The sequence below is a fragment of the Pseudomonas synxantha genome (genome assembly GCF_900105675.1).
Lineage (GTDB): Bacteria > Pseudomonadota > Gammaproteobacteria > Pseudomonadales > Pseudomonadaceae > Aquipseudomonas > Aquipseudomonas synxantha.
The window spans coordinates 1,405,311-1,429,068 of record NZ_LT629786.1 but is presented as its reverse complement, the minus strand read 5'-3'; the positions used below and the strand labels follow the sequence as shown (position 1 = coordinate 1,429,068).

The following is a 23,758-nucleotide window of genomic DNA, read 5'->3' as shown; positions in this document are numbered from 1 at the left end:
CCTTGCATGAACGACTTCAACACCCTCGAACTGATCACCGACAGCCGTGGCTTTGCCACGCTGTGGCTCAGTCGTGAAGCCAAGAACAACGCGTTCAACGCCGAGATGATCCGCGAACTGATCATTGCCCTGGACCGGGAGCAAGGCGACCCTTCCGTGCGTTTTTTGATATTGCGCGGGCGCGGCAAGCATTTCAGCGCCGGCGCCGACCTGGCCTGGATGCAGCAATCGGCCGAGCTGGACTACCACACCAACCTGGACGACGCCCGTGAACTGGCGGAGCTGATGTACAACCTGTCCAAGCTGAAAATCCCCACCCTGGCAGTGGTGCAAGGCGCGGCCTACGGTGGCGCGTTGGGCCTGATCAGTTGCTGTGACATGGCCATTGGCGCCGACGACGCGCAGTTCTGTTTGTCGGAAGTGCGCATCGGCCTGGCGCCAGCGGTGATCAGCCCCTTCGTGGTGCAGGCCATCGGCCAACGCGCTGCCCGTCGTTATGCCCTCACGGCCGAGCGGTTCGGCGGCCAGCGAGCACGGGAAATCGGCTTGCTGGCTGAGAGTTATCCGGCCGAAACCCTGGATCAGCAGGTGGACCAGTGGGTCGAAAACCTGCTGCAAAACAGCCCGGCGGCGATGCGCGCCAGTAAGGATTTACTGCGCGAAGTAGGCAACGGTGCCCTCACGCCTGCGCTGCGACGTTATTGTGAAAACGCCATCGCGCGCATTCGGGTGAGCGCCGAGGGCCAGGAAGGTTTGCGTGCGTTCCTGCAAAAACGTGCACCGAGCTGGCAAGCCCAGGAGCCGCGTTCATGAGCACACTCACCACCGTATTGGTGGCCAACCGGGGCGAGATCGCCTGCCGGGTCATGCGCACCGCCAAGGCCATGGGCCTGACCACCGTGGCCGTGCACAGCGCCATCGACCGCGATGCACGCCATAGTCGCGAGGCAGACATCCGCGTCGACCTGGGTGGCAGCAAAGCCACCGACAGCTACCTGCAAATCGACAAACTGATCGCCGCCGCCCACGCCAGCGGCGCCCAGGCGATCCACCCGGGCTACGGCTTCCTCTCGGAAAACGCTGGCTTCGCCCGCGCCATCGAGGCCGCCGGCTTGATTTTCCTCGGCCCGCCCGCCTCGGCCATCGACGCCATGGGCAGCAAATCGGCGGCCAAGGCCCTGATGGAAACCGCCGGCGTACCGCTGGTGCCGGGTTACCACGGCGAGGCCCAGGACCTGGAAACCTTCCGCGCCGCCTGTGAGCGTATCGGCTACCCGGTACTGCTCAAGGCCACGGCCGGCGGCGGCGGCAAGGGCATGAAGGTGGTCGAGGATGTCAGCCAATTGGCCGAAGCCCTGGCCTCTGCCCAGCGCGAAGCGCTGTCATCTTTCGGCAATGGGCAGATGCTGGTGGAGAAATACCTGCTCAAGCCGCGGCATGTCGAGATCCAGGTGTTTGCCGACCAGCATGGCCACTGCCTGTACCTCAATGAGCGCGACTGCTCGATCCAGCGTCGCCATCAAAAAGTCGTCGAAGAAGCCCCGGCGCCGGGCTTAAGTGTCGAGCAACGCAAGGCCATGGGCGAAGCAGCCGTGCGTGCGGCCCAGGCCATCGGTTATGTCGGCGCAGGTACGGTGGAATTTCTGCTGGATGCCCGTGGCGAGTTTTTCTTCATGGAGATGAACACGCGACTGCAAGTGGAACACCCGGTGACCGAGGCAATCACCGGTCTGGACCTGGTGGCCTGGCAGATCCGGGTGGCCCAGGGCGAGGCGCTGCCCATCACTCAAGACCAAGTGCCGTTGATCGGCCATGCGATTGAAGTACGGCTGTATGCCGAAGACCCGGCCAATGACTTCCTGCCGGCCACCGGGCACCTGGCGCTGTACCGCGAGTCCGACCCAGGCCCGGGCCGCCGAGTGGACAGCGGTGTCGAGCAAGGCGACGACGTGTCGCCCTTCTACGACCCGATGCTGGGCAAGTTGATTGCCTGGGGCGAAGACCGTGAACAGGCGCGTTTGCGGTTACTGAGCATGCTCGACGAGTTTGCAGTCGGCGGGCTCAAGACTAACCTGGGTTTTCTGCGACGCATCATCGGTCATCCCGCGTTTGCGGCCGCCGAACTGGATACCGGCTTTATCCCTCGTTATCAGGAAGAGCTGTTACCGGCGCCCGGTGCATTAAGCGATGCGTTCTGGCAGGCGGCGGGCTCGGCGTTTATGCAGAGCCTGCCGACGGGCGATGGCCCGTGGGCCAATAACCAGGGCTTTCGTGCGGGCCTGCCGGCCGAGGTTTCGCTGCACCTGAGTTGCAATGGGCAGGATCGGCTGGTGACATTAGCGGGGCACGCGTCACAGCTGTGCGGCGAGCAATTGCTGATCGAGCACCAAGGGGTGCGCCGTGCTCACCTGGCGGTCCGCAGTGCAAGCAGCCTGTACCTGCGTTGGGACGGTGAGATGCATGCGGTCAGCCTGTTCGATCCGATTGCGGCGGTGGAGGCCGGGCAATCCCATCAAGGCGGCCTTACCGCTCCGATGAACGGCAGCATCGTGCGCGTATTGGTAGAGATAGGCCAAACGGTCGAGGCTGGCACTCAACTAGTGGTGCTGGAAGCCATGAAGATGGAACACAGCATCCGTGCGCCCCAGGCTGGAGTGGTCAAGGCGCTGTTCTGCATGGAAGGTGAAATGGTGGCTGAAGGCAGCGCGCTGGTGGAGCTTGAAACGGCCGGCTAGAACTTCGCCGTGGCTTGCACCACTACCCCCAGGATGCGGCAATCCTCGGTGAGCAGCGCCTTGGGGTAAGTAGGATTGAGCGGCACCAGGTAACGCTGGCCGCTTTCTTCCTGCAATTGGCGAAAGGTCGCCTGGGGGCTGCCAGCCCATTGGGCAACCACCAGTTTGCCGGGTTCGGGCTCGATGGCCGGGTCCACCAGGATCATCATCCCGGCACCGATGCTCAGGCCCGTGGGGGCAGTCATGGCATCGCTCGTCACCGGTAGCCAGAACGCCTTGCCTTGAGCGTGGTAATCGGTCAATTCGTAGCGACTCGTTCCATAGGCCGCCCGCTCTTCGCGCAACTCGCACGCCTGCTTCCAGTCGCTGACCGGGTAGCGGAAATACGGGTTGTAGCGTCGTTGCAACGTCGCCTCTGTTGCGGCCCGCTCGCGAATCTCGAGCGCCACTTCCAGGTCCCCCAACCCTAGTTCCGCTAGCACCCGGTTCATGTCCGCCAGGCTCGGTACGCGGCGTTTGTTGAGCCAGTGGCCGACACCGCCCTGGGACATGCCCAGGCGTTCCGCCAGTTCGCCTTGCGTGACCTTGCGGTCTTTCATGTTGGCCTTGACCAATGCTATCCAGTTATCCATGGCGCCTGACGATACGGCGCGTATTTTTCAGGGCAATAAACAGTTTGTAGTAATCCATAAAACGACATAAATACGATACGTACTATCATCAAGCCTAAGGATTTCGACACCCACCGGAGTACTGCCGCTTATGACGAACAGCCCGTATCCATTGCCCGAAACACCTGAACACGTTGAATTACACGACATGCACAACAGCGGTGCGGCCCAGCGCGCGTTGGACTATTACTTGAAAGAAGAGATGTCGGCGCCGGCCCAGGATGACGCCATGTTCCTGATCAAACCGGGCATCAGCCAGGAGGAAGCCCTGGTGCATGCCTCGGACCTGTTGCGCAGTGCAGCGGCAACCGCCTATGAATCAGCGTGCAGCCATCAAGGCAATCAACGCGACCTGGCGTTTTCCGTGGTGTATTTGATTGATATGGCCAAGGCGATGGTGGAGCGGTCGTTGCAAGGGCCAGCGGCCAAGGCGAACGCGTGACAGGCGTCAAGGAAAAATATTTCTATCCCACGGATAAAAACATTTGGCTTGCAAATGATAATGATTATTATTGGACCCAGCTGATCGCGAGATCAGTCGATAGACCAAGAGACCTTAGGTCGGACTCTTGGAATATCTCCTCATCAGGCTAATCACGGTTTTTGACCCGGCTCTTTGGCCGGGTCTTTTTTTTGCCAGTTTTCCTGGCATGGCTTCAGGCTAATGAAGACTGTGTGTTGCTTGATGGCGCGCATGGTAGCAAAAGACTATCGCCTAAAGAAAGCCACTCGACTGCCCTAGCCCGGATCTTTGCGATTTAGCGCTTGAGAATCAATCTCATAGACTCTAAGCTGCGGCGGCGTCAGGGATGACGCCCCCTCCCTCGTGCAACAATTTTGCATCCAGGTTTTGCCTGAGGCCTGTGTAATATAGCCGCCACATCACTCATATTCAGGCAACCAGACTATGACCGTGGCCTTGACCTCCATCAAGATCAGCACCGACTTCGACAGCGGCAACATCCAGGTCCTGGATGCCAGCGATGCCTATCAGTTGTTGCTGGCAATCAAACCCGATACCCGCAGCGATCACTTCCAATGGTTCCACTTCAAGGCCGAAGGCATGCACGTGGGGCATACCCACACCTTTCGCCTGAGCAACGCGGGTCGCTCGTCCTACAGACATGCCTGGAGCGGGTACAACGCCGTGGCGTCTTACGACCATATCAACTGGTTCCGGGTACCGACGCGTTTCGACGGCGAGATCCTGCATATCACCCTCCAGACCCGGGAAAAACACGTCTGGTTTGCCTATTTCGAACCCTACAGCCGTGAACGCCACGACTGGCTGATCGATCAAGCCCTGAAGTACGCCGGCGTCACCCTGCTCGCCACCGGCAAGAGCGCCGAAGGCCGCGATATCCAACTGCTACGACGGGGCAAAGGGGGCGAAGGTCGCCGCAAAGTATGGATCATTGCCCAGCAGCACCCCGGCGAACACATGGCCGAATGGTTTATGGAAGGCGTGATCGAACGCCTGCAACAGGACGGCGACGACGAGCTGAAAAAGCTGCTGGCCGCGGCTGACCTGTACCTGGTCCCGAACATGAACCCCGATGGCGCCTTCCATGGCCACCTGCGCACCAATGCCATGGGCCAGGACCTCAATCGCGCCTGGCAGAGCGCCAGCCAGGAACTCAGCCCGGAAGTCCTGTTCGTCCAGGAACAGATGGAAAAATACGGCGTGGACCTGTTCCTCGATATCCACGGCGACGAAGAGATCCCCTACGTCTTCACCGCCGGCTGCGAAGGCAACCCCGGCTACACACCGCGCATCGAAGCCCTGGAAAAACACTTCCGCCGCCATCTGAGCCACCTGACCCGGGACTTCCAGACCACCCACGGCTACACCCGCGACCTGCCGGGCGAAGCCAACATGACCTTGGCCTGCAACGCGGTTGGTGAGAAATATGACTGCCTGTCCCTGACCCTGGAGATGCCCTTCAAGGACAACGACGACGCACCCAACCTGCGCACCGGCTGGTCAGGCGATCGCTCGAAACAGCTGGGCAAGGACGTCTTGAGCAGCGTCGCTGATATCGTCGGCCTTTTGCGCTGATCACCTGTGGCGAGCGGGCCGTCCCGCTCGCCACAAAAAACCATCAGTCCTTGGTGCCGGTCATGCTTTGCAAGACACCATCGCGGCGGATCAAACCGTGGAACAACGCCGCCGCCAAGTGCACCAGTACCGTGAGAAACAACAGGTAGGCGAGATAGCCGTGAGCCTTGCGCAACAGCGCAAACAATGGCGCATTCGCCCCGACCAGCGCGGGCAGTTGCACGTTACTGCTGAGCATCACCGGATCACCGGCGGCCGAAATCATCGCCCAGCCCAGCAGCGGCAACACCAGCATCAACGCATACAGCAGCACATGGGAAGCCTTGGCCGCCAACACTTGCCACGCGGGCAAATCCGCTGGCAACGGCGGCTGTCGTGTGCAAAAGCGCACCACCAACCGCACGATCACCAGGGCCAGGATCGCGATCCCCAGCGGCTTGTGCAGGTGGATCAACCACTCATGGCGCTCAGACACTGACGCGGCCAACCCCGCGCCGATAAACAGCATGGCAATGACCATCAGCGCCATCAGCCAGTGCAGCAGACGTGCCAGGGGGGCAAAAAAGCGGGGCTGGGCATTCATGGCTGCGACTCCTGAGGGGCGCTGTGCAACGGGCTGACTTCACCGGCGCGGCGCAGGTACGAACTGGCATACGCGGCGGAGCGGGCAGCCAGCAACGGGTCATTGGAGGCCTCGATGCCGCTGGGCAAAATCAGCGGGTCAAAGTTGATATCGCGGCAATCACCGTCTGCCTGTGGCTGGCTGCTTTGCAGCACCAGGGTGCCGGCGTTCAGCACCCTGTGCTCGCCGGCCCAGGTCTTGCTCGCATCATCCAGCGGGTCGCCGGGGTTGGCCAGGGTCATGTTCAATTGCCAACGCAACGGCCCGGCGGCGAGGCGTTGCACCAGATCTTTCTCGAGGAAATCGGCGCCATCCGGCGCAGTATCGCCCGGTGCGTCCTGGCTGAGCGGCACCACGCCCCAGCGCACGGCCTGGCGTTTGCCATCGGCGCTCACCAGGTAAAACGCATTGATGCCGTTATAGGTTTCAGTCGCATAACTGGCCGATGGCTTGGCGGTCTTGACCCACGCCAGGAACGGCGCCGTCTCCGGGTGCGCGGCAAAAAATGCCGGCATATTGGCCGGGTTCGGCTTGCCAGTGGCCGGATCCGGCGCGCCCGCCTTGAGCAACTGGTAGAACGCCTCGGGGGTGCCGACCGGGAACACCGGCATGCTGTTCATGCCGGTGCGCCACTGCTGGCCGTTGGCTTGGCTGAACTGCACGGCAAAACTGCGGATCGGCACACTGCTGTCCGGTGCATAAGGGTTGCCACTGGGCAAGGCAAACCGGCCGATGACCGGGGTCTTGGCCGCGCTGAACACTTGGGCACTGGAGTACGCACGCGCCTCGGCACTGCTCTCGAAGTAACCGGCCACGCACACGCCCTTGGCGTGGTTACGGCGAAAGCCTGGGTGTACGCCGTTATTGGTTTCCAGGGCATTGACCAAGGTTTTTGGCCGCAGGCGTTGTGGGTCGAGGGTGCCGTTGACGTAGGCAAATGCCCCAGCGACAACGGCAACCACAGCGCCGATACCCGCCAGACGTACGAGCAGGCTCGTAGTGCTCAATGGAGGACGGGGGGGTGATGAGTGATCTACCATGCAGGAACTCCAGGGCCAGTGGCCTGAGGGTGAAACATAAGGTCGGAGCATTAAGACGAACGCCGATTTGCTCTATTCCCTGACCTTCGAATTATTTTGCGGGCAGTGGAATAACCTTTAACGCCGGACGTCTTTCTAGACCCAGCGTAGTGACCAGCCAGACACCCATGCATGAACTCGACGAACAGTTACGTGAACTCATCCCCAGGTTGCGGCGTTTTGCCGTGTCGCTGACGCGCAACACCAGCAGCGCCGACGACCTGGTGCAGGCAACCCTGGAACGGGCGATCATCGCCTGGGCCGATAAACGTATCGAAGGTGACCTGCGCGCATGGCTGTTCTCGATCCTCTACCGGCAGTTCCTCGACGCCCACCGCCGCAGCCGACGCTATGCGCGCATGCTCGAATTCTTCACCGGCCGTGATGACGCGCAGCCTTCGGTGGAACGCACGGTGATGGCCCAATCCACCCTGCAAGCCTTCGACCAGCTCACCGCCGAACAGCGTGCCCTGCTGCTGTGGGTGTCCGTCGAAGGCTTGAGCTATAAGGCCGTGGCCGACATCCTCGACGTGCCCATCGGCACTGTGATGTCACGCCTGTCCCGCGCACGCCAAGCGTTGCGTCAACTCAGCGATGGCGAAATTGCCAGCCCTGCCCTGCGGAGACTCAAATGATCAGCCTGCCCCCCAGCGAACGCGACTTGCATGCCTACGTCGATCACCAATTACTGGAGAGTGACCGCCGCGTGCTTGAAACCTGGCTGGCCAGCCACCCCGAAGTGGCTGCTCAGGTCCAGGCCTGGCAACAGGATGCGCAATTATTGCGTGCGTCTTTAAGCGGCGCCCTGCGACAGCCGAACAACCCGGCACTGGACCCGGCGCTGATTCGCCAGCGTATCAAGCGTCAGTCCCGCCGCCACTTCGCCACCGCGGCGCTGCTGCTGATTGCCGTGAGCCTCGGCGGGATAGGCGGCTGGCAGGCCCGCGAGGCCACCCAGCCGCCGCTATTGCCAATGACCGATGCCATGCAGGCCTACCGCCTGTTTGCCCAGGACGGCATCATGCCCGCCGACTTCAGTGCCGAGGGCAGCGGCAATATGCAGGCATGGCTCGACCGCTATTTCAATCAGGCCCACCGCCTGCCCGACCTGAGCCAGGCGGGGTTCAAGCCGGTCAGCGGGCGCCTGCTCACCACCGACCAGGGCGCGGCAGCCATGGTGCTGTACGAAGACCCGCAAGGCCGGCGTATCAGCTTCTATATCCGCCCGCCAGGCCCGAACAACGGTTTCCTGCCCCGCGGCAGCCGCAGCGCCGATGGCTTGCAGGCCGAATACTGGTCAGGCGGCGGCTATAACTACGCAATGGTCAGCCCGGTGGACCAGCCGACCACGGGGTTGATGAAGTTCTAGAAGCCATGTCCAGCATTAGGTTTTCGAGCCAGTTGGCCGCCCCCTACCCTATTGGTCAAATCGCGGTGGGCGCCCTAAAGTAAGCGACCACCGCAGCACAGAGTGACTCCATTGGCCGTGTTTTCCCTGCTCCAGCGCCTGTTCGCGAAACAATCCAGCGTTTCGGACGCCTCGACTATCCCGGCGTATTTCCAAAGAAAGGCCGAGCAACAGGGCTACACCCTCAGTGATGGGCAAATGCGGGCGATTACCGCCCTGAATCGCCAGGCACAGCGCCTGCTCAATGGCCAAGCCACCCGCGGCCTGTACTTGCACGGCCCGGTGGGGCGCGGCAAAAGCTGGCTGCTGGACGGGTTCTTCAAGGCTCTGCCCATTGCCGAAAAGCAACGCGTGCACTTTCACGATTTCTTCGCCCGCCTGCACCAAGGCATGTTCCTGCACCGCGGGCATGACGATGCCCTGGCCGTCACCCTGGATCAGCTGCTGGCCGGCTGCCGCGTGCTGTGCTTCGACGAATTCCACGTTCACGATATCGGCGATGCGATGCTCATCCGCCGTTTGTTCAGGGCGCTTTTCCAACGCGACGTGCTAGTGCTAGTGACCTCCAACTATCCGCCCGAGGGGTTGCTGCCCAACCCGCTGTACCACGAACGATTCAAGCCGGTGATCGACCTGATCGCCGCGCGCATGGATGTGCTGGAAGTCAGTTCGCCCCAGGACTTTCGCAGCCTGCCCCAGGCCCACGCACAACAGCGTTTCACCAGCGGCCAGTATGTGTGGCCCGGTACACCGACCCAGCGTGAAAGCCTCGGGCTGCCCGCCACGGCTTGCCCGGCGCAGCACCTGACGGTCGGCACTCGGCAGCTGCTGTGCCGTGGCCATCAGGCGCGCACCATCGTGTTCACCTTCAACGACCTGTGCGAACAGCTCACGGCGGTCATGGACTACCTGCTGCTGTGCGAGGATTTCGACCACTGGATCATCGACGGCCTGCCGCACCTGGCCGAATGCCCAATTGCCGTGCAGCAGCGGTTCATCAACCTGGTGGACGTGCTCTACGACCAGGACAAACGTCTGACGCTCATCGGCCACCAGCCGCTGGATAAATGCCTGGAAGGTCAGGCCATCGACCTCGCCCGCACTGCCAGCCGCCTGCGCCAGTTGCAAACACCCTGCGCGCAAACCGCCCCCGACCCGGTATCATGAGCGCCTTTTACGCCCCCCATCCGAGTGCCGCGCTGTTCATGACTACCCTCGCCCAACTCAAGGCCGGCCAATTGGCCGGCGCCACGCGCCTGGACCTCGCCTGCGGGCTGACCGAGTTCCCCCGGGAAATCTTCGAACTGGCCGACTCCCTGGAAATCCTCAATCTCACGGGCAACGCCCTGACCAGCTTGCCCGCCGACCTGCATCGCCTGACGCACCTGCGCGTGCTGTTCTGCTCGGACAACGCCTTTACCGAGCTACCGGAATGCCTGGGCCAGTGCGCGAAACTGAGCATGATCGGCTTCAAGGCCAACCGAATCAGCCACGTGCCCGCCGCCGCACTGCCGCCCCAGTTGCGCTGGCTGATCCTCACCGATAACAGCATCAGCCAATTGCCCGATGAACTGGGTCAGCGCCCGTTGCTGCAAAAGTTGATGCTGGCCGGTAACCAACTGACGCATTTACCGCCAAGTCTGGCCAATTGCGCCAACCTGGAGCTGATCCGCATTGCCTCCAATCGCCTTACACACCTGCCGGATTGGCTGCTGACGCTGCCCAGCCTGACGTGGCTGGCCTACGCCGGTAACCCGGTGGAAATGGCGGTGACCGTGACGGGCGATGATGGGACGCCGAACATTCCTTGGTCTGAACTGGAACTGGGAGAAGTATTGGGCGAAGGCGCTTCCGGGATCATTCACAAAGCAATCTGGAAACCCCAGGCGCTGCCGGTCGCGGTCAAGCTATACAAAGGCACTATCACCAGCGACGGGTCACCGCAGCATGAAATGCACGCCTGCATTGCCGCCGGGCTGCATCCCAACCTGATCAAGGTGCAAGGTCGTGTCATCGAGCACCCGCAGGGTCAGGCGGCATTGGTCATGAGCCTGATTGACCCGAGCTACCGCAACCTCGCGGCCCTGCCTAGCCTGGCGTCTTGCACCCGGGACATCTACGAACCCGATACCCGTTTCAGCCTCGATGTGGTGCTGCGCATGGCACGACGCATCGCTTCGGTGGCGGCGCACTTGCACCTTCAGGGGATTACCCATGGTGACTTGTATGGCCACAACATTCTGTGGAATGCGACGGGCGATTGTTTGCTCGCAGACTTCGGCGCGGCGTCATTCCATGCCACGACCGACACCTTGGAATCCAGGGCGTTGCAGCGTATTGAAGTGCGCGCATTCGGGGTGTTGCTGGGGGAATTGTTGGAGCGGGGTGAAGGGGCAGTCAGTGAGGATCTGATTGAACTGCAAAAAAGCTGCTGCCAACCCGATGTGTTGGCGCGGCCAAGCTTTGAAGAAATTGAAGGCGTACTGAGCTCTATCTAACACCGCTGGAACAATGTGGGAGTCCCCACCACATCTTCGATGTGACGCTGTCGCGCAGCAAACCAGGGAGTTTGCTCCTGTGGCGGCCTGACAGCCGACCGGGATGTTGGATCAGACCGAGTACATATCCGTTATTTAGGTTACGGCCACTATTGGTTCCGCTTTTACAGCGGGTCACTTTTGAAAAGACCCCCCGTGTCAGCCTATCTGTCACCTCTGATGTTTGACTCAATCATTCAAGGGGGCGAAGGTGTTTGGCAATGCCGAAACGTTATGACAATGACTTCAAAGATTGGGCGGTTCTACAAATGATGCCGCCCCTTAATCGAGCGGTGGCAGAACTCGCCGTTGCAATCGGCGTCACCCCACAGTCACTACGAGATTGGAGACAAATGGCTAGAGATAAAGGTTTGGTCGTTCCAGGCAATAACAAGACAAGTGATCAGTGGTCCAGTGCCGATAAGTTTAATGCCGTTATGGAAACCGCACCGTTGAGCGAGGTTGAGCTTTCTCAATACTGCCGAATCAAAGGCATTTATCCTGAGCAGATTCAACAATGGCGCCTAGCGTGCCAGAACGCCAACGACACACTTGATCCTCAGCCCTCTAAGAAGCAATCCGTCGAGCAAACAACAATTAAGGAGCTTGAGCGGCAACTGCTTCGCTCCGACGCTGATCGCAAGGAGGCGGTGGCTTTGCTGGAGCTCAGAAAAAAAGCCAATGCGATTTGGGGCAAGGACGAGGAAGACTGATCAGCGCCTCCGATCGTATACAGGTTTTAGGGCTGATCGCCGAAGCAGTAGCCAGTGGGGCGCGCCGATTTCGGGCGTGTAATGAACTTGGGCTTTGTCTGCGGACAGTCCAGCGCTGGCGAACCTGCGCAGTAGACAGACGCCAGACAGTCCAGCGCGAAGCGCCGCCAAACAAACTTAGCGCTCTAGAGCGTCAGGCTGTTTTGGATGCCGCCAATCAACCTGGTTATGCGAGCCTGACACCGCATCAAATCGTCCCAAAACTAGCGGACGAAGGCATTTATTTGGCATCGGAGTCCACGTTTTATCGGGTGATGAGAGAAGCGAATCAGAACACACGCCGTGGTCGAGCGAAGGCGCCCAAGCGCAGAGTTTTGACCACACATCGTGCCGACGGCCCTAATCAGGTGTGGTGTTGGGATATCACTTGGTTACCCACCACCATCAAGGGCCGTTTTTACTACTGGTACATGGTCAAGGACATCTACAGCCGCAAGTTGGTGACCAACGAAGTACATGAGTCCGAATGTTCAGAACATGCTTGTGCACTACTTGAAAAGGGATGTTTACGGGAGCATACCGCGGGTCGGCCGTTGATTCTGCACTCGGACAACGGGCATGTGATGAAGGGCTCGCTGCTGCGTGAAAGCATGATCTCGCTGGGTGTTGAACCGTCCTTCAGCCGCCCTCGGGTTAGCAACGATAACGCATACGCCGAAGCGCTTTTCCGCACAGCCAAATATTGCCCGCTGTGGCCAGACCAGCCGTTCGACGACCTGACTCAAGCGAGGCTCTGGGTGCAGAAATTTGTTGAGTGGTACAACGAAGAACACCGCCACAGCGCCTTGAAGTACGTGACGCCGAACGAGCGCCACGAGGGTAAGGCGCCGGCTTTGCTGCTAGCCCGCAATGATCTGTACAAGTCCGCTAAAGCGGCTAATCCCAGCCGCTGGAGCGGGGACACACGTAACTGGCAGCTTGCAGAAGCTGTTTATCTGAACCCGGAGCGACCGGATGCTAAGGCCGCAATGGGTTGCTAAAACAGTAGTAAGGCGACAGATACATTGACACGTACCGAAGAGCCCAAAAGTAACCAAAAGGCTCTTGCCCCACCACTCGGCACCTCGCCCAGGCTCGGTGTGCCCGTAATCCGACATTGATTTGGGGGGCCGCCGCCACGCGCCACCCATGGCGCGGGGCGGCTAAACCGGCATCCCTGCCGGTTTACCCCCCAAATCCCTGTCGAATTCCGGCCAGCGTGGTTTAACGGGGCGCCTAAGATCAAAAACACAGCGAGGCGGCCTTATAGCCGACCTGATCGTTGAAGCTTGCGCGTACCCCTGTGGGAGCTTGCCCGCGAAGGTCGTTAACGATGACGCGGGAAACCAGAAAGAACGCGGCGTTCTCAGGTTTTTCGCGAGCAAGCTCGCGCCTACAGAAAAGCACGAGCGCCGCCAGCGTATCTGCGATGCGCAGCGAGTCGCTCTTGATCTTGCTTTTGATCTTAGGCGCCCCGTTAAACCACGCTGGCCGAACGCAGGCTTGAAGCCGTGGGCAACCCGGCAGGACGCCGGGTTAGCCGTCCTGGGCCAAGGATGGCCCATGACGGCGGCCCACGGTTTCAAGCCGGAGAGAGGGCACACCGAGCCTGGGCGAGGTGCCGAGTGGTGGGGCAAGAGCGTTTTGCTTACTTTGCCGCTTTTGCAAAGTGAGCCGCCGTAAGGGCGGAACCTATAGCGGCCGTTACCTAAGCAACGGATATGTACTCGCCCCAACAACCCAACAACCCGGTCACCTCGTCGAGGTGGCGCCGTCGCGCAGCAACCTGGGCCGACTCCAAAATATCCAGCGTTAAGACTAAATTTTAACTATTTAAAATCAGTAGCTTACTTGAGGCTTTGATAAGAGAGGGCTTGCTCCCGTTAGCGGAGGTTCAGTCAATATCTTCATGACTGACACACTGCATCGGGAGCAAGCCCCCTCCCACATTTTTGACCGCATTTGTCCAGTGGCTAGCCAGCCAGGCCAACAAACATATCCTGCACATCATCATGGTTGTCCAGGCCTTCCAGGAACGCCTCGACTTCGGCCATCTGCTCATCCGTCAAGCCACTGACCGGGTTCTTCGAGAGGTAGCCCAATTTGGCCGACAGCACGGTGAAACCCTGCTCCGGCAAGGCCTTTTGCACGGCATCCAGGTCGGTGGTTTCGGTGATGAACAGGGTGGTGCCCTCTTCTTCACCGTCTTCGAAGTCCTGGGCGCCGGCTTCAATGGCGGCCATTTCCGGATCCGCGTCCGGGGTATCCGGCGAAGCTTCGATCAGCCCGACATGGTTGAAGTCCCAGGCCACCGAGCCAGAAGCGCCCAGTTGGCCCTTGCGGAATGCCACGCGGATTTCCGCGACGGTGCGGTTGATGTTGTCGGTCACGCACTCGACAATCAACGGCACCTGGTGCGGGGCGAAACCTTCGTAGGTCACGCGATGGTACTGCACGGTTTCACCGAGCAGACCGGCGCCCTTCTTGATCGCGCGGTCCAGGGTTTCCTTGGGCATCGAGGCTTTCTTGGCTTGCTCCACCACCAGGCGCAGGTGCGCGTTGGTCGCGGTATCGGCACCGTTACGGGCGGCGATGGTGATTTCTTTCACCAGCTTGCCGAAGATCTTGCCCTTGGCATTGGCTGCCGCTTCTTTATGTTTGACTTTCCACTGTGCGCCCATGACTCACTCTCTACTATCCATGGCGCCGAAACGTCTACTGGCCGGCGCTTTGGGGGCAGAGTTTATAGCGCAAAAACACTCTAATCCACCAAAAAACCGGCCAGGTGCCTCAGGTGCGCAGGGGTTTGCCTGTGACATTGCGATCAGGGACGAAGTCCCCGACCTGGGCCAGTACCGCAGGCCTGGCGTTCCAGTAGGGCATCAGCACCAGGGATGAAAACAGCGCCGCGCCGGCAAAGACGATAAATACCGTGACGGTATCGAAGTAGCCCGGCAGCAAGCCGCCAAGGATCGCCCCCACCGAACCGCAACCATTGACAAAACCTGCCGCCGTGGCGCCGGCCTTGGCGGTGCCGAAGTCGATGGCCGCCGTGCTGCTGATCATCGAATCAGGGCCGTACAGAGTCAGGCCCATCACAAACAACAGAGCCATCACCAACACCACGCTGCCGGTGTGCAGCGCGCCCATGAATAACGCCAAGGCTACGGTCAGCGCCAGCAGGCTAAGCACACAGGCGGGCATGCGCCGGGCGCCGAACAGTTTGTCGGAGGCCAGGCCGATCAGCACCGGCCCGAGCAAGCCGGCCAGCTCGAACGCAGTAGGCACGATGGCCGCGCCAACCTTGCCCACCGACGGCATCTGCTCGTAGACGATCACCGGGCCCCACAACAGGATCGCGTAGCGCGCCGGCTTGAGCAGGAAGTACGCCAGGCCCAGGGTCAACACCGTGCGATTGCGCAGGATCGCACGCAGCGGTTCGAGCACGCTGATGCGCTTTTCAGCAGCAGCCTCTTCGGCGCTCAAGACCGGCTCGGGCTCCACCGCCGGCAAGCCTACGTCCTGCGGGGTATTGCGCTGGAACATAAAGAACAGCACGGCCACCACCGCCACCACTGCGGCGCTGGAGATAAACGCCGCGTGCCAACTGCCGATCAGCGTATACGCCCACCAGCCGGCAAACGGCGAAGCGACCAAGCCACCAAAGGCATAGCACGAACTCCACAGCCCCAGCACCCGCCCCCGCTGCTGGGCCGGGAAGAAACTGCCAAGGTTCTTGCACAACCCCGACCAACCGGTGGATTGCGCCAAGCCCTGGATCAACATGCAGGTGACGAAGATCGGCAAGGTGGCGAACGTGCCCATCACCAGCGCCGCGGCGGCAGAAACCAGCAAGCCGCCGAGCACCACCACCCGTGGCCCGAAGCGGTCGGCGAGCATGCCCCAGGTGAATTGGCCCACGGCGTACGCGGCGAGGTAGAGGCCATCCAGGTTGGCCATCATCATTTTGTCGAGGGGGAAACCCGGGTCGTCACCGATCCCCAGCTTCGCTACGGAAAATGCTTTGCGGGTGAAATAGAAAGCGGCGTACGCCAGCCAGGTGATGGCGAAAATCTGCACGCGCCAACGCTTGATGCTACCCATAGGGATATTCATGGTGGTTCTGACCTCAGGTGTGAGTGTGCCGGCAGAATCGAAAGAAAACGCCTGTTGTTTTTATGGTTGAGCACTGCAATGCCGGGCCGTGGGGCCGCAACATTGGTCAGATGGGTGCGGTATGCCTGCGCCCATGGCCACCGAGGTTGTAGGACTCAACCTACGGCGACTGAGGTGCATCAAAGCAATGGCTGACTAATAGGTAAAATCGATTTATCGTATTTCAAATAGAAGCCCAGCTTGTAAGAGGACCTGCCATGTCGGTTTCCCATGCCCAGCTCAAGGCCTTCCACGCGGTGGCCGTCCATGGCAGTTTTACCGGGGCTGCCGAGCGGCTGTTCCTGACCCAGCCGGCGATTTCCGACCAGGTACGCAAACTCGAAGAGCGCTTCGGCGTATTGCTGTTTCACCGCAACAAGCGCTCGGTACGCCTGACCGACCTCGGTGAACGCCTGCTGGGCATTACTCAACGGCTGTTTGTGATCGAGGCCGAAGCCGAGGAATTGCTGCAGGACTCCCGCGCCCTGCTTACCGGCACCCTCACCCTGGCGGTGGATGCCCCGGTGCATGTACTGCCGCAGATTGCGCGCTTCTGCCAGCTGTACCCCGGAATCAGCGTGAAGATCGAAACCGGCAACACCGATGAATCATTGTTTCGCCTGTACAACTATCAGGCTGACCTGGCGTTGCTGGGGCGCGATGTCGACGATGCGCGCCTGTTGTCGCTGCCCTTGCCCGACGACCAGCTCCTGGCGTTTGTCGCACGCAACCACCCTTGGGCCGGACGCGAGTCGATCTGCCTGGCCGACCTCGACGACACACCCTTGGTATTGCGCGAAATCGGCTCGGTCACCCGTCAAACCCTGGAGCAGGAAATGAGTCAGGCCGGCCTGCGCATTCGCCCGGCGATCCAGGTAGAAGGCCGCGAAGCCGCCCGCGAGGCGGTGGTGGTGGGCATTGGCGTGGGCGTGGTGTCGGCAGCCGAGTTCGGCGCCGACGCACGGGTGTACGCCATGCCGATTCGAGATTGCACCCAGCGCATGAAGGAAACCCTGGTGTGCCTGAAGGAACAGAGCTCACGTCGGGTGGTGCGGACCTTTTTGGAAATCGTGCGTGAGAGCCTTCATGCCAATTCGAAAAATGCCTGAATCAAGCGCAGCGAGCGGCGCCGCTCCATGCACCCGAGCATATGCCGGTTGAGCAGCCCATCGCCCAGGATCGGGACCGCTTGCACACGCGGGTCCGGGCTGACCTCCATCGACGACACCACTCCTACCCCCAACTCAGCCGCAACGGCCTCGGTCACGGCTTCACGGCTGTCCAACTCCAGCAGTACCTTGGGCTGCACATGCGCCGCCAGGCAGGCGTCGTCAAAGGTGCGCCGGGTGATGGAGCTGGGCTCGCGCAGCACCATGATCACCTCGTGCAATTGCGTCAGTTGAATGCCTTCGCGCTGGTTTGCCCACGGATGCGCAGCCGGCACCAGCGCGCAAATCCGTGACTCGTCCAAAGGCTGCAAGTGCAGGCCATTACGCGGCTCCACCTCGGTGAGCACCGCCACGTCCGCATGTTCGGACAGCAGCGCCGCCAAGGCTTCCTGGGCATTGCCCAAGCGCAGGTTCACGGTAATGCCCGGGTAGCGCGAGCGCAGGCTGGCGATCATCGGCATCACCAAGTGCGGGCCATCGGCGGCCACTTCCAGGCGTCCAGTGAGCAACTGGCGGTTGGCCTCCAGCATGGTCTGCGCCTCGTCCACCAAACCGAAGATCGCCCGGGTAATGGCCGCCAGGCGCGCGCCCTCCTCGGTCAACTCCACGCGCCGGGCGGTACGGCGCAACAACGGGATCTGGTAGTGCTCCTCCAACGCCTTGATATGCCCGGTCACCGCCGGCTGGCTGATAAACAGCCGAGCCGCTGCCCGGGTAAAACTGCCCTCGCGGGCCACCGCATCGAATGCACGTAGTTGGAACAGGTTCATAGTTATCGGCCTCACTGATAGCTCGCATAACAACAAACAATTTGATTGATAACAAGCCAAACTGCAATTTAGGCGCCGTAGCTTCAACCCCCGATACCTTGCGAGGACTTGAGATGACCACTGCCGCGCCGATCCTGTTGACCCCTGGTCCCCTGACCACATCGAACCGCACCCGCCAGGCGATGATGGTGGATTGGGGCTCATGGGATGACCGCTTCAACCAGCTCACCGCCAGCGTTTGCACGCAGCTGCTGGCGATCCTCAACGGTGCTGACAGCCATCATTGCGTGCCGTTACAAGGCAGCGGCACCTTCGCCGTCGAAGCGGCCATCGGCACGCTGGTGCCCCGCGAGGGTAAGGTGCTGGTGCTGATCAACGGTGCTTACGGCAAGCGCCTGGCGAAGATCTGCGAGGTGCTTGGCCGCGCATTCAGCACCTTTGAAACCGCCGAAGACGCGCCCACCACCGCTGCCGATGTGGATCGCCTGCTGCACGCCGACAGCGCCATCACCCACGTCGCGCTGATCCATTGTGAAACCAGCACCGGCATCCTCAACCCACTGCCGGAGATCGCCCAGGTGGTCAAACACCACGGCAAGCGCCTGATAATCGATGCCATGAGTTCCTTCGGCGCGCTGCCGATCGATGCCCGCGAAGTCCCGTTCGAAGCGTTGATCGCCGCCTCCGGCAAATGCCTGGAAGGCGTGCCGGGCATGGGCTTTGTCTTTGCAGAAAAACATGCGCTGGCCGCTGCCCAAGGCAACTGCCATTCCCTGGCGATGGACCTGTTCGACCAGCACAGCTATATGGTCAAGACCGGCCAATGGCGCTTCACTCCGCCGACCCACGTGGTCGCCGCCCTGCATGAAGCCTTGCTGCAATACGCTGAGGAAGGCGGCCTGCCCGCCCGCCATCAACGCTACGCGGATAACTGCCAGGCACTGCTGGATGGCATGGCCGCACTGGGCCTGCGCAGCTTTCTGCCGGCGGCGATCCAGGCGCCGATCATCGTCACCTTCCACGCACCAAAAGACCCGCGCTACCAGTTCAAGGACTTCTACGAACGGGTCAAGGCCAAGGGCTTCATCCTGTACCCGGGCAAGCTGACCCAGGTGGAAACCTTTCGCGTGGGCTGCATCGGCCATGTCGACGCGGCCGGCATGCGCGCAGCGGTCAAGGCCATCGCCGAGGTGCTGCAAGAAATGGAAGTGTTGGACATTTGACTCCCCCCATTACCACAGGATCTGAACCATGAACTACCAAAACCCCAACACCCTCCAGGCCGTTATCCTCGACTGGGCCGGCACCGTGGTCGACTTCGGCTCCTTCGCGCCCACGCAGATCTTTGTCGAGGCCTTTGCCGAGTTCGACGTGCAAGTCTCTATCGAGGAAGCCCGTGGCCCGATGGGCATGGGCAAGTGGGACCATATCCGCACCCTCTGCGACCAGCCGCAAGTTGCCGAGCGCTACCGCAAGGCGTTCGGCCGCACGCCGACCGATGATGATGTGACCGCCATCTACCAGCGCTTCATGCCGCTGCAGATCGAGAAGATCGCCGAGCACTCGGCGCTGATCCCCGGTGCCCTCGACACCATTGCAGCGCTGCGGGCGCAAGGGATCAGGATCGGCTCCTGCTCCGGCTATCCCAAGCAAGTGATGGACAAGGTCGTGGCCCTGGCCGCCACCAACGGCTATGTCGCCGACCATGTGGTCGCCACCGACGAAGTCCCCAACGGTCGCCCGTGGCCGGCCCAGGCCCTGGCCAATGTGATCGCCCTGGGCATTGATGACGTGGCCGCGTGCGTGAAGGTCGACGACACCGTGCCGGGCATTCTTGAAGGCCGTCGCGCCGGCATGTGGACGGTGGCGCTGACCTGCTCGGGCAATGCCCTGGGCCTGACCCTTGATCAATTCCGTGCCTTGGACAGCGCCACGTTGACCAGCGAGCGCCAGCGTATCGAAGCGATGTTCGAAAGTTCGCGCCCGCATTATCTGATCGACACCATCACCGATCTGCCGGCTGTCATCGCCGAGATCAATGCTCGCCTGGCCCGCGGGGAAATGCCGCAGAGCGACTGACCAGGATCAAGACAACGGCATTTGCAACGAGCGAAGCGCTTGAAACGGGCATACAGTTAACCCACTCCGTCGCCAAAGAACGGAGGCATGCCCTGATGAGAGAGGAACCCAGCAATGCCGTGGAAAAATTCCGATTCACGCTACAGCACCATGTCGATTGCGCTGCACTGGTTGATGGTGGTGCTGCTGGCGGTGGTCTACGCCTGCATTGAACTGCGCGGGCAATTCCCCAAAGGCAGCGGTGCGCGCACGTTGATCGTCGAAATGCACTTCATGCTCGGCCTGACCGTGTTTGTGCTGGTGTGGCTGCGCCTGTTTGCACGCAGCCTGGGAGTCGCGCCGAAGATCGTGCCGGCACCGCCGCAATGGCAGAGCCTGCTGGCGACGCTGATGCACTGGGCGTTGTATGCGTTGATGATCGGCTTGCCGATTGCCGGTTGGTTGATCGTCAGTGCCAAAGGGCATTCGGTGATGTTCTATGGGATGGAGTTACCGCCGCTGATTGCAGAAAACAAGGCGTTGGCCGAGGAGATTGAAAGCTGGCATGTGTTGTTCGGCCAGGTTGGTTATTGGTTGATCGGGCTGCATGCGCTGGCGGGGATCTTTCACCATTATGTGATGCGCGATAACACGGCGCTGCGCATGATACCGGGAAGGCATACACCCGCCGGCTGACAGCTTTTCCCTATAGGAGTGAGTTTGCTCGCCGCCACGAGCAGGGGGTGTTAGGCCCAGGTCTTACATCTCCTGCGAACTACCACAACGTCATTCTCTCTCGACTGACGGCACAAACTAAACATGTCACCTCTGCGCCAGTTAAAAAAACGGCAGACATTACTAATATCCCTATATTAGCTTGAGCGTAACAAGCCACAACGCGCCATAAACCTCAACTCATAATTTTTAGCTATATATAAAATTGCGGAAAATCATAAACCGCTCTTATAGCTACTCGAAATTACTCAGTAGAAAATTGCAAAAAACAACTCTATTTAAAAACTTGAAAACCACAAAAACCCAACTAAATTCTCCAACTACCAATATGCACGTCTGATTTTTCCTACGCAGTCTGGTCAGCAGTAACCAAGTAGCGAAGACGCAATGAATGGGGTCTCGTTATGGAAGAGTTACTTATTCTAGTCGACCAATATGACCGCAAAAAAGGTTGCGCCCCCAAATTAGAAGCCCATCAAAAAGGCCAGTTACATCGCGCGTTTTCGATCTTTATTTTCGACCACGCAGGGGCTTTATTGCTACAGCAGCGCGCATTCGGCAAATACCACTCGCAAGGCCTATGGACCAACACCTGTTGCGGCCACCCACGCCCTGGTGAACGGACAAAAGCGGCTGCAGCACGACGCTTGCAGGAAGAAATGGGAATTACGTGCTCTCTGCATAAGGTCTCCACTCTGCTCTATCGAGAGAAAGTTTCAAATCAGCTCATCGAGCACGAGTTCGACCACATATTTGTCGGTATCAGCCGTAGCGACCCCATTGCCAATCCCGACGAAGCACATGCTTGGCGATGGATGAAGCTTTCGCACATTCATACGCAAATCGACGCAACTCCGGGGGCTTTTACTGTCTGGTTCCGCCGAATATTCGAGACCATCGGACTTGCCGGAGTGCTCGCTTGGAAAGAGCTTGCGCCCATCGACCGCTAGGCTGAATTCACGCCCTGCCCCAGTGAACACCCTGCACTGCAACCCAACGATGGCTTCGGTAACGTCATCGCGCAAGGTAACCCAACATTCGATACCTCGACGATCACACAGAATTAACCCTGCATGACGATCAAACATGGCTGGACCAGATGATTGACCTGATCAGCACGGGCACGCACTGAGACATGCCGTCACGGGAATAGCGCTATAACAAGGAGTCCAGCATGTTCGAGCTGCTCAATACCATCGACAACCCGGTTGATTTACGAGCCCTGCATTCGGGAGCGCTTGCGCCTCTGGCAGACGAGCTGCGTGCGTTCATCCTGCATAGCGTTTCACGCACTGGCGGCCACCTCTCGGCGAACCTGGGCACCGTCGAACTGAGCATCGCCTTGCACTATGTATTCGATACGCCCAAGGACCGGATTGTCTGGGATGTGGGCCATCAGGCCTACGCCCATAAAATCCTTACTGGACGCCGTGAAGCCATGGCGAGTATTCGCCAGTTCGGAGGTATTTCCGGATTCCCACGGCGTAGCGAATCAAGCTACGACGCCTTTGGTACCGCGCATGCCAGCACCTCGATTTCGGCGGCGCTGGGCATGGCATTAGCCGCCCGGCTCAAAGGCGAGCATCGTCACTGCGTCGCGGTGGTTGGAGACGGCGCACTGTCGGGTGGCATGGCATTCGAAGCGATGAACAATGCAGGCTTGTATAGCGACTTGCCGCTGCTGGTAATCCTTAATGACAACGACATATCAATTTCACCCTCCGTCGGGGCGTTGCGTTATCACTTGGGTGAACTCAAAGAGCTTGTTGCCCCGGCATCGTTGTTCGAGACACTGGGGTTCAACTATACAGGTCCCATCAACGGTCATGACCTGAATGAATTGGTTTCTGCCCTCTCAGCCGTGCGTAACCTGCGAGGGTCGCAACTGCTACACATCATTACTGAGAAGGGCCACGGCTACTCACCGGCCGCCACTGACCCTGTGCTCTATCACGGCACCGGAAAATTCGAACCCACGCAAGGCATTCTTCCCACCATGCCTGGCAAACCTACCTATACACAGATATTTGGCCAGTGGCTGTGCGACGAAGCGGAAAACGATCCACGTGTCGTCGCCATCACCCCCGCCATGCGTGAAGGCTCAGGGCTGGTCGAGTTTGAGCGACGCTTCCCGAATCGCTACTTCGACGTCGGCATTGCCGAGCAACACGCCCTGACCTTCGCCGCCGGACTCGCCAGCGAAGGCCTGAAGCCGGTAGTCGCCATCTACTCGAGCTTCTTGCAGCGAGCCTATGACCAACTGATTCACGATATCGCCATTCAAAACCTGCCCGTAGTGTTCGCCATCGACCGGGCCGGCATCGTGGGTGCGGACGGCGCCACCCATAACGGGGCTTTCGATATAGCCTATCTGCGTTGCGTGCCCAACCTGACGATTATGTGCCCCGCCGACGAAAACGAATGTCGGCAGATGCTGCACACCGCACTACTCCAGAACGGCCCCACCGCCGTGCGTTATCCGCGCGGGAAAGGCAACTCAGTCGCCGCGCTATCTGCGCTGCCTCCCCTACCGATTGGCAGAGGCGAAGTACGGCGCACCTCAAACCAACCTGCGGGAGATCGCATTGCCATTCTGGCCTTTGGCTCGATGGTTTTGCCCGCCCTTGAGTCAGGCGAAGCACTCGATGCGACAGTAGCCAATATGCGCTTCATCAAACCACTGGATGGCGCACTGATCGAGGAATTGGCCCGCACCCACGATTTGCTGGTGACCATCGAGGAAGGCTGTGTGATGGGTGGTGTGGGCTCTGCGTGCCTGGAGCATCTGGCCGCTATTTTTGGCCTATCACGCCCAACGTTGCAGCTGGGTTTTACCGACGAATTCATCGAGCACGGTCGCCCTGAAGAACTACTTGGTGCCTGTGGTCTTGATGCCGCCGGGATCACCAGTTCAATACAGACATTCCTGGCGCGACAAAGCCTGGAGGTCCCGTTGAATGGCTCTGCCTCACACGCCGATGTGTTGCGAGCCCAAGCATAAAGTGAAT

21 protein-coding genes are annotated in these 23,758 nt (G+C 60.1%); 15 read left to right on the top strand and 6 right to left on the bottom strand.

From position 1 onward, the window contains the following. Nucleotides 1-6 precede the first annotated feature (6 nt). Together BLU48_RS06805 and BLU48_RS06800 are read left to right on the top strand one after the other, a co-directional pair. A complete protein-coding gene (locus BLU48_RS06805) occupies nucleotides 7-813 on the top strand; it encodes a gamma-carboxygeranoyl-CoA hydratase (protein WP_057024273.1) in 807 nt (268 codons plus the stop codon). Continuing rightward, complete coding sequence (locus tag BLU48_RS06800; protein ID WP_057024272.1) at nucleotides 810-2,735, top strand: acetyl/propionyl/methylcrotonyl-CoA carboxylase subunit alpha; 1,926 nt, start codon at nucleotides 810-812, stop codon at nucleotides 2,733-2,735. Before BLU48_RS06805 ends, BLU48_RS06800 begins: the two co-directional genes overlap by 4 nt. Here the strand turns inward: BLU48_RS06800 and BLU48_RS06795 are convergent. Continuing rightward, nucleotides 2,732-3,367 carry a LexA family protein gene (locus BLU48_RS06795; RefSeq protein WP_057024271.1) on the bottom strand — a complete coding sequence of 212 codons (636 nt, stop codon included), beginning with the start codon at nucleotides 3,365-3,367 and terminating at the stop codon, nucleotides 2,732-2,734. The genes BLU48_RS06800 and BLU48_RS06795 overlap by 4 nt on opposite strands. Nucleotides 3,368-3,497: 130 nt before the next feature. Between BLU48_RS06795 and BLU48_RS06790 the strand changes: the two genes are divergently transcribed. Beyond that, nucleotides 3,498-3,848, top strand: a complete 351-nt coding sequence (locus BLU48_RS06790; protein ID WP_082636695.1) for a DUF6124 family protein — start codon at nucleotides 3,498-3,500, stop codon at nucleotides 3,846-3,848. A gap of 465 nt (nucleotides 3,849-4,313) precedes the next feature. Continuing rightward, nucleotides 4,314-5,465, top strand: coding sequence for a M14 family metallopeptidase (locus tag BLU48_RS06785; protein WP_057024269.1), 1,152 nt, complete (start codon nucleotides 4,314-4,316; stop codon nucleotides 5,463-5,465). 43 nt (nucleotides 5,466-5,508) lie between these two features. Here BLU48_RS06785 and BLU48_RS06780 read toward each other — a convergent pair whose 3' ends face one another. Both BLU48_RS06780 and BLU48_RS06775 read right to left on the bottom strand, forming a co-directional pair. Continuing rightward, entirely contained in the window at nucleotides 5,509-6,048 is a 540-nt protein-coding gene (locus BLU48_RS06780) for a cytochrome b (protein ID WP_057024268.1), read from the bottom strand. After that, nucleotides 6,045-7,127, bottom strand: coding sequence for a catalase family peroxidase (locus tag BLU48_RS06775; RefSeq protein WP_057024267.1), 1,083 nt, complete (start codon nucleotides 7,125-7,127; stop codon nucleotides 6,045-6,047). Before BLU48_RS06775 ends, BLU48_RS06780 begins: the two co-directional genes overlap by 4 nt. 167 nt (nucleotides 7,128-7,294) lie before the next feature. On the opposite strand from BLU48_RS06775, the gene BLU48_RS06770 reads away from it, so the two are divergent. The 5 genes from BLU48_RS06770 (at nucleotide 7,295) to BLU48_RS06750 (ending at nucleotide 12,864) form a co-directional block, all read left to right on the top strand. After that, the gene (locus BLU48_RS06770) at nucleotides 7,295-7,801 is read left to right on the top strand and encodes a sigma-70 family RNA polymerase sigma factor (RefSeq protein ID WP_057024266.1); all 507 of its coding nucleotides are present in this window, start codon (nucleotides 7,295-7,297) and stop codon (nucleotides 7,799-7,801) included. Then, nucleotides 7,798-8,535, top strand: a complete 738-nt coding sequence (locus BLU48_RS06765) for an anti-sigma factor family protein (protein WP_057024265.1) — start codon at nucleotides 7,798-7,800, stop codon at nucleotides 8,533-8,535. The genes BLU48_RS06770 and BLU48_RS06765 overlap by 4 nt, the downstream gene beginning before the upstream one ends. Nucleotides 8,536-8,646: 111 nt before the next feature. Further along, the gene (zapE, locus tag BLU48_RS06760; RefSeq protein ID WP_057024264.1) at nucleotides 8,647-9,741 is read left to right on the top strand and encodes a cell division protein ZapE; all 1,095 of its coding nucleotides are present in this window, start codon (nucleotides 8,647-8,649) and stop codon (nucleotides 9,739-9,741) included. Nucleotides 9,742-9,779: 38 nt separating this feature from the next. Further along, nucleotides 9,780-11,072 carry a protein kinase gene (locus tag BLU48_RS06755; protein WP_057024420.1) on the top strand — a complete coding sequence of 431 codons (1,293 nt, stop codon included), beginning with the start codon at nucleotides 9,780-9,782 and terminating at the stop codon, nucleotides 11,070-11,072. Between the two features lie 260 nt (nucleotides 11,073-11,332). Then, nucleotides 11,333-12,864 (top strand): IS3 family transposase gene (locus tag BLU48_RS06750; protein WP_124356199.1). Its coding sequence is split into 2 segments (ribosomal slippage): nucleotides 11,333-11,774 and nucleotides 11,774-12,864, totalling 1,533 coding nucleotides; the frame shifts between segments, so codons are not numbered across the junction. Between the two features lie 972 nt (nucleotides 12,865-13,836). Here BLU48_RS06750 and BLU48_RS06740 read toward each other — a convergent pair. Both BLU48_RS06740 and BLU48_RS06735 read right to left on the bottom strand, forming a co-directional pair. Beyond that, nucleotides 13,837-14,544: a YebC/PmpR family DNA-binding transcriptional regulator gene (locus BLU48_RS06740; protein ID WP_005789254.1), complete on the bottom strand. Its 708-nt coding sequence runs from the start codon at nucleotides 14,542-14,544 to the stop codon at nucleotides 13,837-13,839. Between the two features lie 109 nt (nucleotides 14,545-14,653). Further along, nucleotides 14,654-15,979 carry an MFS transporter gene (locus BLU48_RS06735; RefSeq protein WP_057025249.1) on the bottom strand — a complete coding sequence of 442 codons (1,326 nt, stop codon included), beginning with the start codon at nucleotides 15,977-15,979 and terminating at the stop codon, nucleotides 14,654-14,656. Between the two features lie 257 nt (nucleotides 15,980-16,236). On the opposite strand from BLU48_RS06735, the gene BLU48_RS06730 reads away from it, so the two are divergent. Next, nucleotides 16,237-17,127, top strand: a complete 891-nt coding sequence (locus tag BLU48_RS06730; protein ID WP_057025248.1) for a LysR substrate-binding domain-containing protein — start codon at nucleotides 16,237-16,239, stop codon at nucleotides 17,125-17,127. Here the strand turns inward: BLU48_RS06730 and BLU48_RS06725 are convergent. Then, nucleotides 17,103-17,957, bottom strand: a complete 855-nt coding sequence (locus tag BLU48_RS06725; RefSeq protein WP_057025247.1) for a LysR substrate-binding domain-containing protein — start codon at nucleotides 17,955-17,957, stop codon at nucleotides 17,103-17,105. The two genes, BLU48_RS06730 and BLU48_RS06725, sit on opposite strands and share 25 nt — an antisense overlap. 113 nt (nucleotides 17,958-18,070) lie before the next feature. On the opposite strand from BLU48_RS06725, the gene BLU48_RS06720 reads away from it, so the two are divergent. The 5 genes from BLU48_RS06720 to dxs all read left to right on the top strand — a co-directional run bounded on the left by BLU48_RS06720 (nucleotide 18,071) and on the right by dxs (nucleotide 23,751). Further along, nucleotides 18,071-19,180 carry a 2-aminoethylphosphonate--pyruvate transaminase gene (locus BLU48_RS06720; protein WP_057025246.1) on the top strand — a complete coding sequence of 370 codons (1,110 nt, stop codon included), beginning with the start codon at nucleotides 18,071-18,073 and terminating at the stop codon, nucleotides 19,178-19,180. Nucleotides 19,181-19,208: 28 nt separating this feature from the next. Further along, complete coding sequence (gene phnX / locus BLU48_RS06715; RefSeq protein ID WP_057025245.1) at nucleotides 19,209-20,036, top strand: phosphonoacetaldehyde hydrolase; 828 nt, start codon at nucleotides 19,209-19,211, stop codon at nucleotides 20,034-20,036. Between the two features lie 114 nt (nucleotides 20,037-20,150). Continuing rightward, nucleotides 20,151-20,711 carry a cytochrome b gene (locus BLU48_RS06710; RefSeq protein ID WP_057025244.1) on the top strand — a complete coding sequence of 187 codons (561 nt, stop codon included), beginning with the start codon at nucleotides 20,151-20,153 and terminating at the stop codon, nucleotides 20,709-20,711. A gap of 443 nt (nucleotides 20,712-21,154) precedes the next feature. Further along, on the top strand, nucleotides 21,155-21,700 hold the full coding sequence (idi, locus tag BLU48_RS06705) for an isopentenyl-diphosphate Delta-isomerase (RefSeq protein ID WP_057025243.1): 546 nt from the start codon (nucleotides 21,155-21,157) through the stop codon (nucleotides 21,698-21,700). A gap of 224 nt (nucleotides 21,701-21,924) precedes the next feature. Next, nucleotides 21,925-23,751 carry a 1-deoxy-D-xylulose-5-phosphate synthase gene (dxs, locus tag BLU48_RS06700; RefSeq protein ID WP_057025242.1) on the top strand — a complete coding sequence of 609 codons (1,827 nt, stop codon included), beginning with the start codon at nucleotides 21,925-21,927 and terminating at the stop codon, nucleotides 23,749-23,751. The last annotated feature ends 7 nt before the right edge of the window (nucleotides 23,752-23,758 follow it).

Bases quoted from the DNA above. Each gene is read 5' to 3' on its own strand.
- BLU48_RS06805 (WP_057024273.1), top strand. From the start codon at position 7: ATGAACGACTTCAACACCCTCGAACTGATCACCGACAGCCGTGGCTTT.
- BLU48_RS06800 (WP_057024272.1), top strand. From the start codon at position 810: ATGAGCACACTCACCACCGTATTGGTGGCCAACCGGGGCGAGATCGCC.
- BLU48_RS06795 (WP_057024271.1), bottom strand. From the start codon at position 3,367: ATGGATAACTGGATAGCATTGGTCAAGGCCAACATGAAAGACCGCAAG.
- BLU48_RS06790 (WP_082636695.1), top strand. From the start codon at position 3,498: ATGACGAACAGCCCGTATCCATTGCCCGAAACACCTGAACACGTTGAA.
- BLU48_RS06785 (WP_057024269.1), top strand. From the start codon at position 4,314: ATGACCGTGGCCTTGACCTCCATCAAGATCAGCACCGACTTCGACAGC.
- BLU48_RS06780 (WP_057024268.1), bottom strand. From the start codon at position 6,048: ATGAATGCCCAGCCCCGCTTTTTTGCCCCCCTGGCACGTCTGCTGCAC.
- BLU48_RS06775 (WP_057024267.1), bottom strand. From the start codon at position 7,127: ATGGTAGATCACTCATCACCCCCCCGTCCTCCATTGAGCACTACGAGC.
- BLU48_RS06770 (WP_057024266.1), top strand. From the start codon at position 7,295: ATGCATGAACTCGACGAACAGTTACGTGAACTCATCCCCAGGTTGCGG.
- BLU48_RS06765 (WP_057024265.1), top strand. From the start codon at position 7,798: ATGATCAGCCTGCCCCCCAGCGAACGCGACTTGCATGCCTACGTCGAT.
- BLU48_RS06755 (WP_057024420.1), top strand. From the start codon at position 9,780: ATGACTACCCTCGCCCAACTCAAGGCCGGCCAATTGGCCGGCGCCACG.
- BLU48_RS06740 (WP_005789254.1), bottom strand. From the start codon at position 14,544: ATGGGCGCACAGTGGAAAGTCAAACATAAAGAAGCGGCAGCCAATGCC.
- BLU48_RS06735 (WP_057025249.1), bottom strand. From the start codon at position 15,979: ATGAATATCCCTATGGGTAGCATCAAGCGTTGGCGCGTGCAGATTTTC.
- BLU48_RS06730 (WP_057025248.1), top strand. From the start codon at position 16,237: ATGTCGGTTTCCCATGCCCAGCTCAAGGCCTTCCACGCGGTGGCCGTC.
- BLU48_RS06725 (WP_057025247.1), bottom strand. From the start codon at position 17,957: ATGAACCTGTTCCAACTACGTGCATTCGATGCGGTGGCCCGCGAGGGC.
- BLU48_RS06720 (WP_057025246.1), top strand. From the start codon at position 18,071: ATGACCACTGCCGCGCCGATCCTGTTGACCCCTGGTCCCCTGACCACA.
- phnX (WP_057025245.1), top strand. From the start codon at position 19,209: ATGAACTACCAAAACCCCAACACCCTCCAGGCCGTTATCCTCGACTGG.
- BLU48_RS06710 (WP_057025244.1), top strand. From the start codon at position 20,151: ATGCCGTGGAAAAATTCCGATTCACGCTACAGCACCATGTCGATTGCG.
- idi (WP_057025243.1), top strand. From the start codon at position 21,155: ATGGAAGAGTTACTTATTCTAGTCGACCAATATGACCGCAAAAAAGGT.
- dxs (WP_057025242.1), top strand. From the start codon at position 21,925: ATGTTCGAGCTGCTCAATACCATCGACAACCCGGTTGATTTACGAGCC.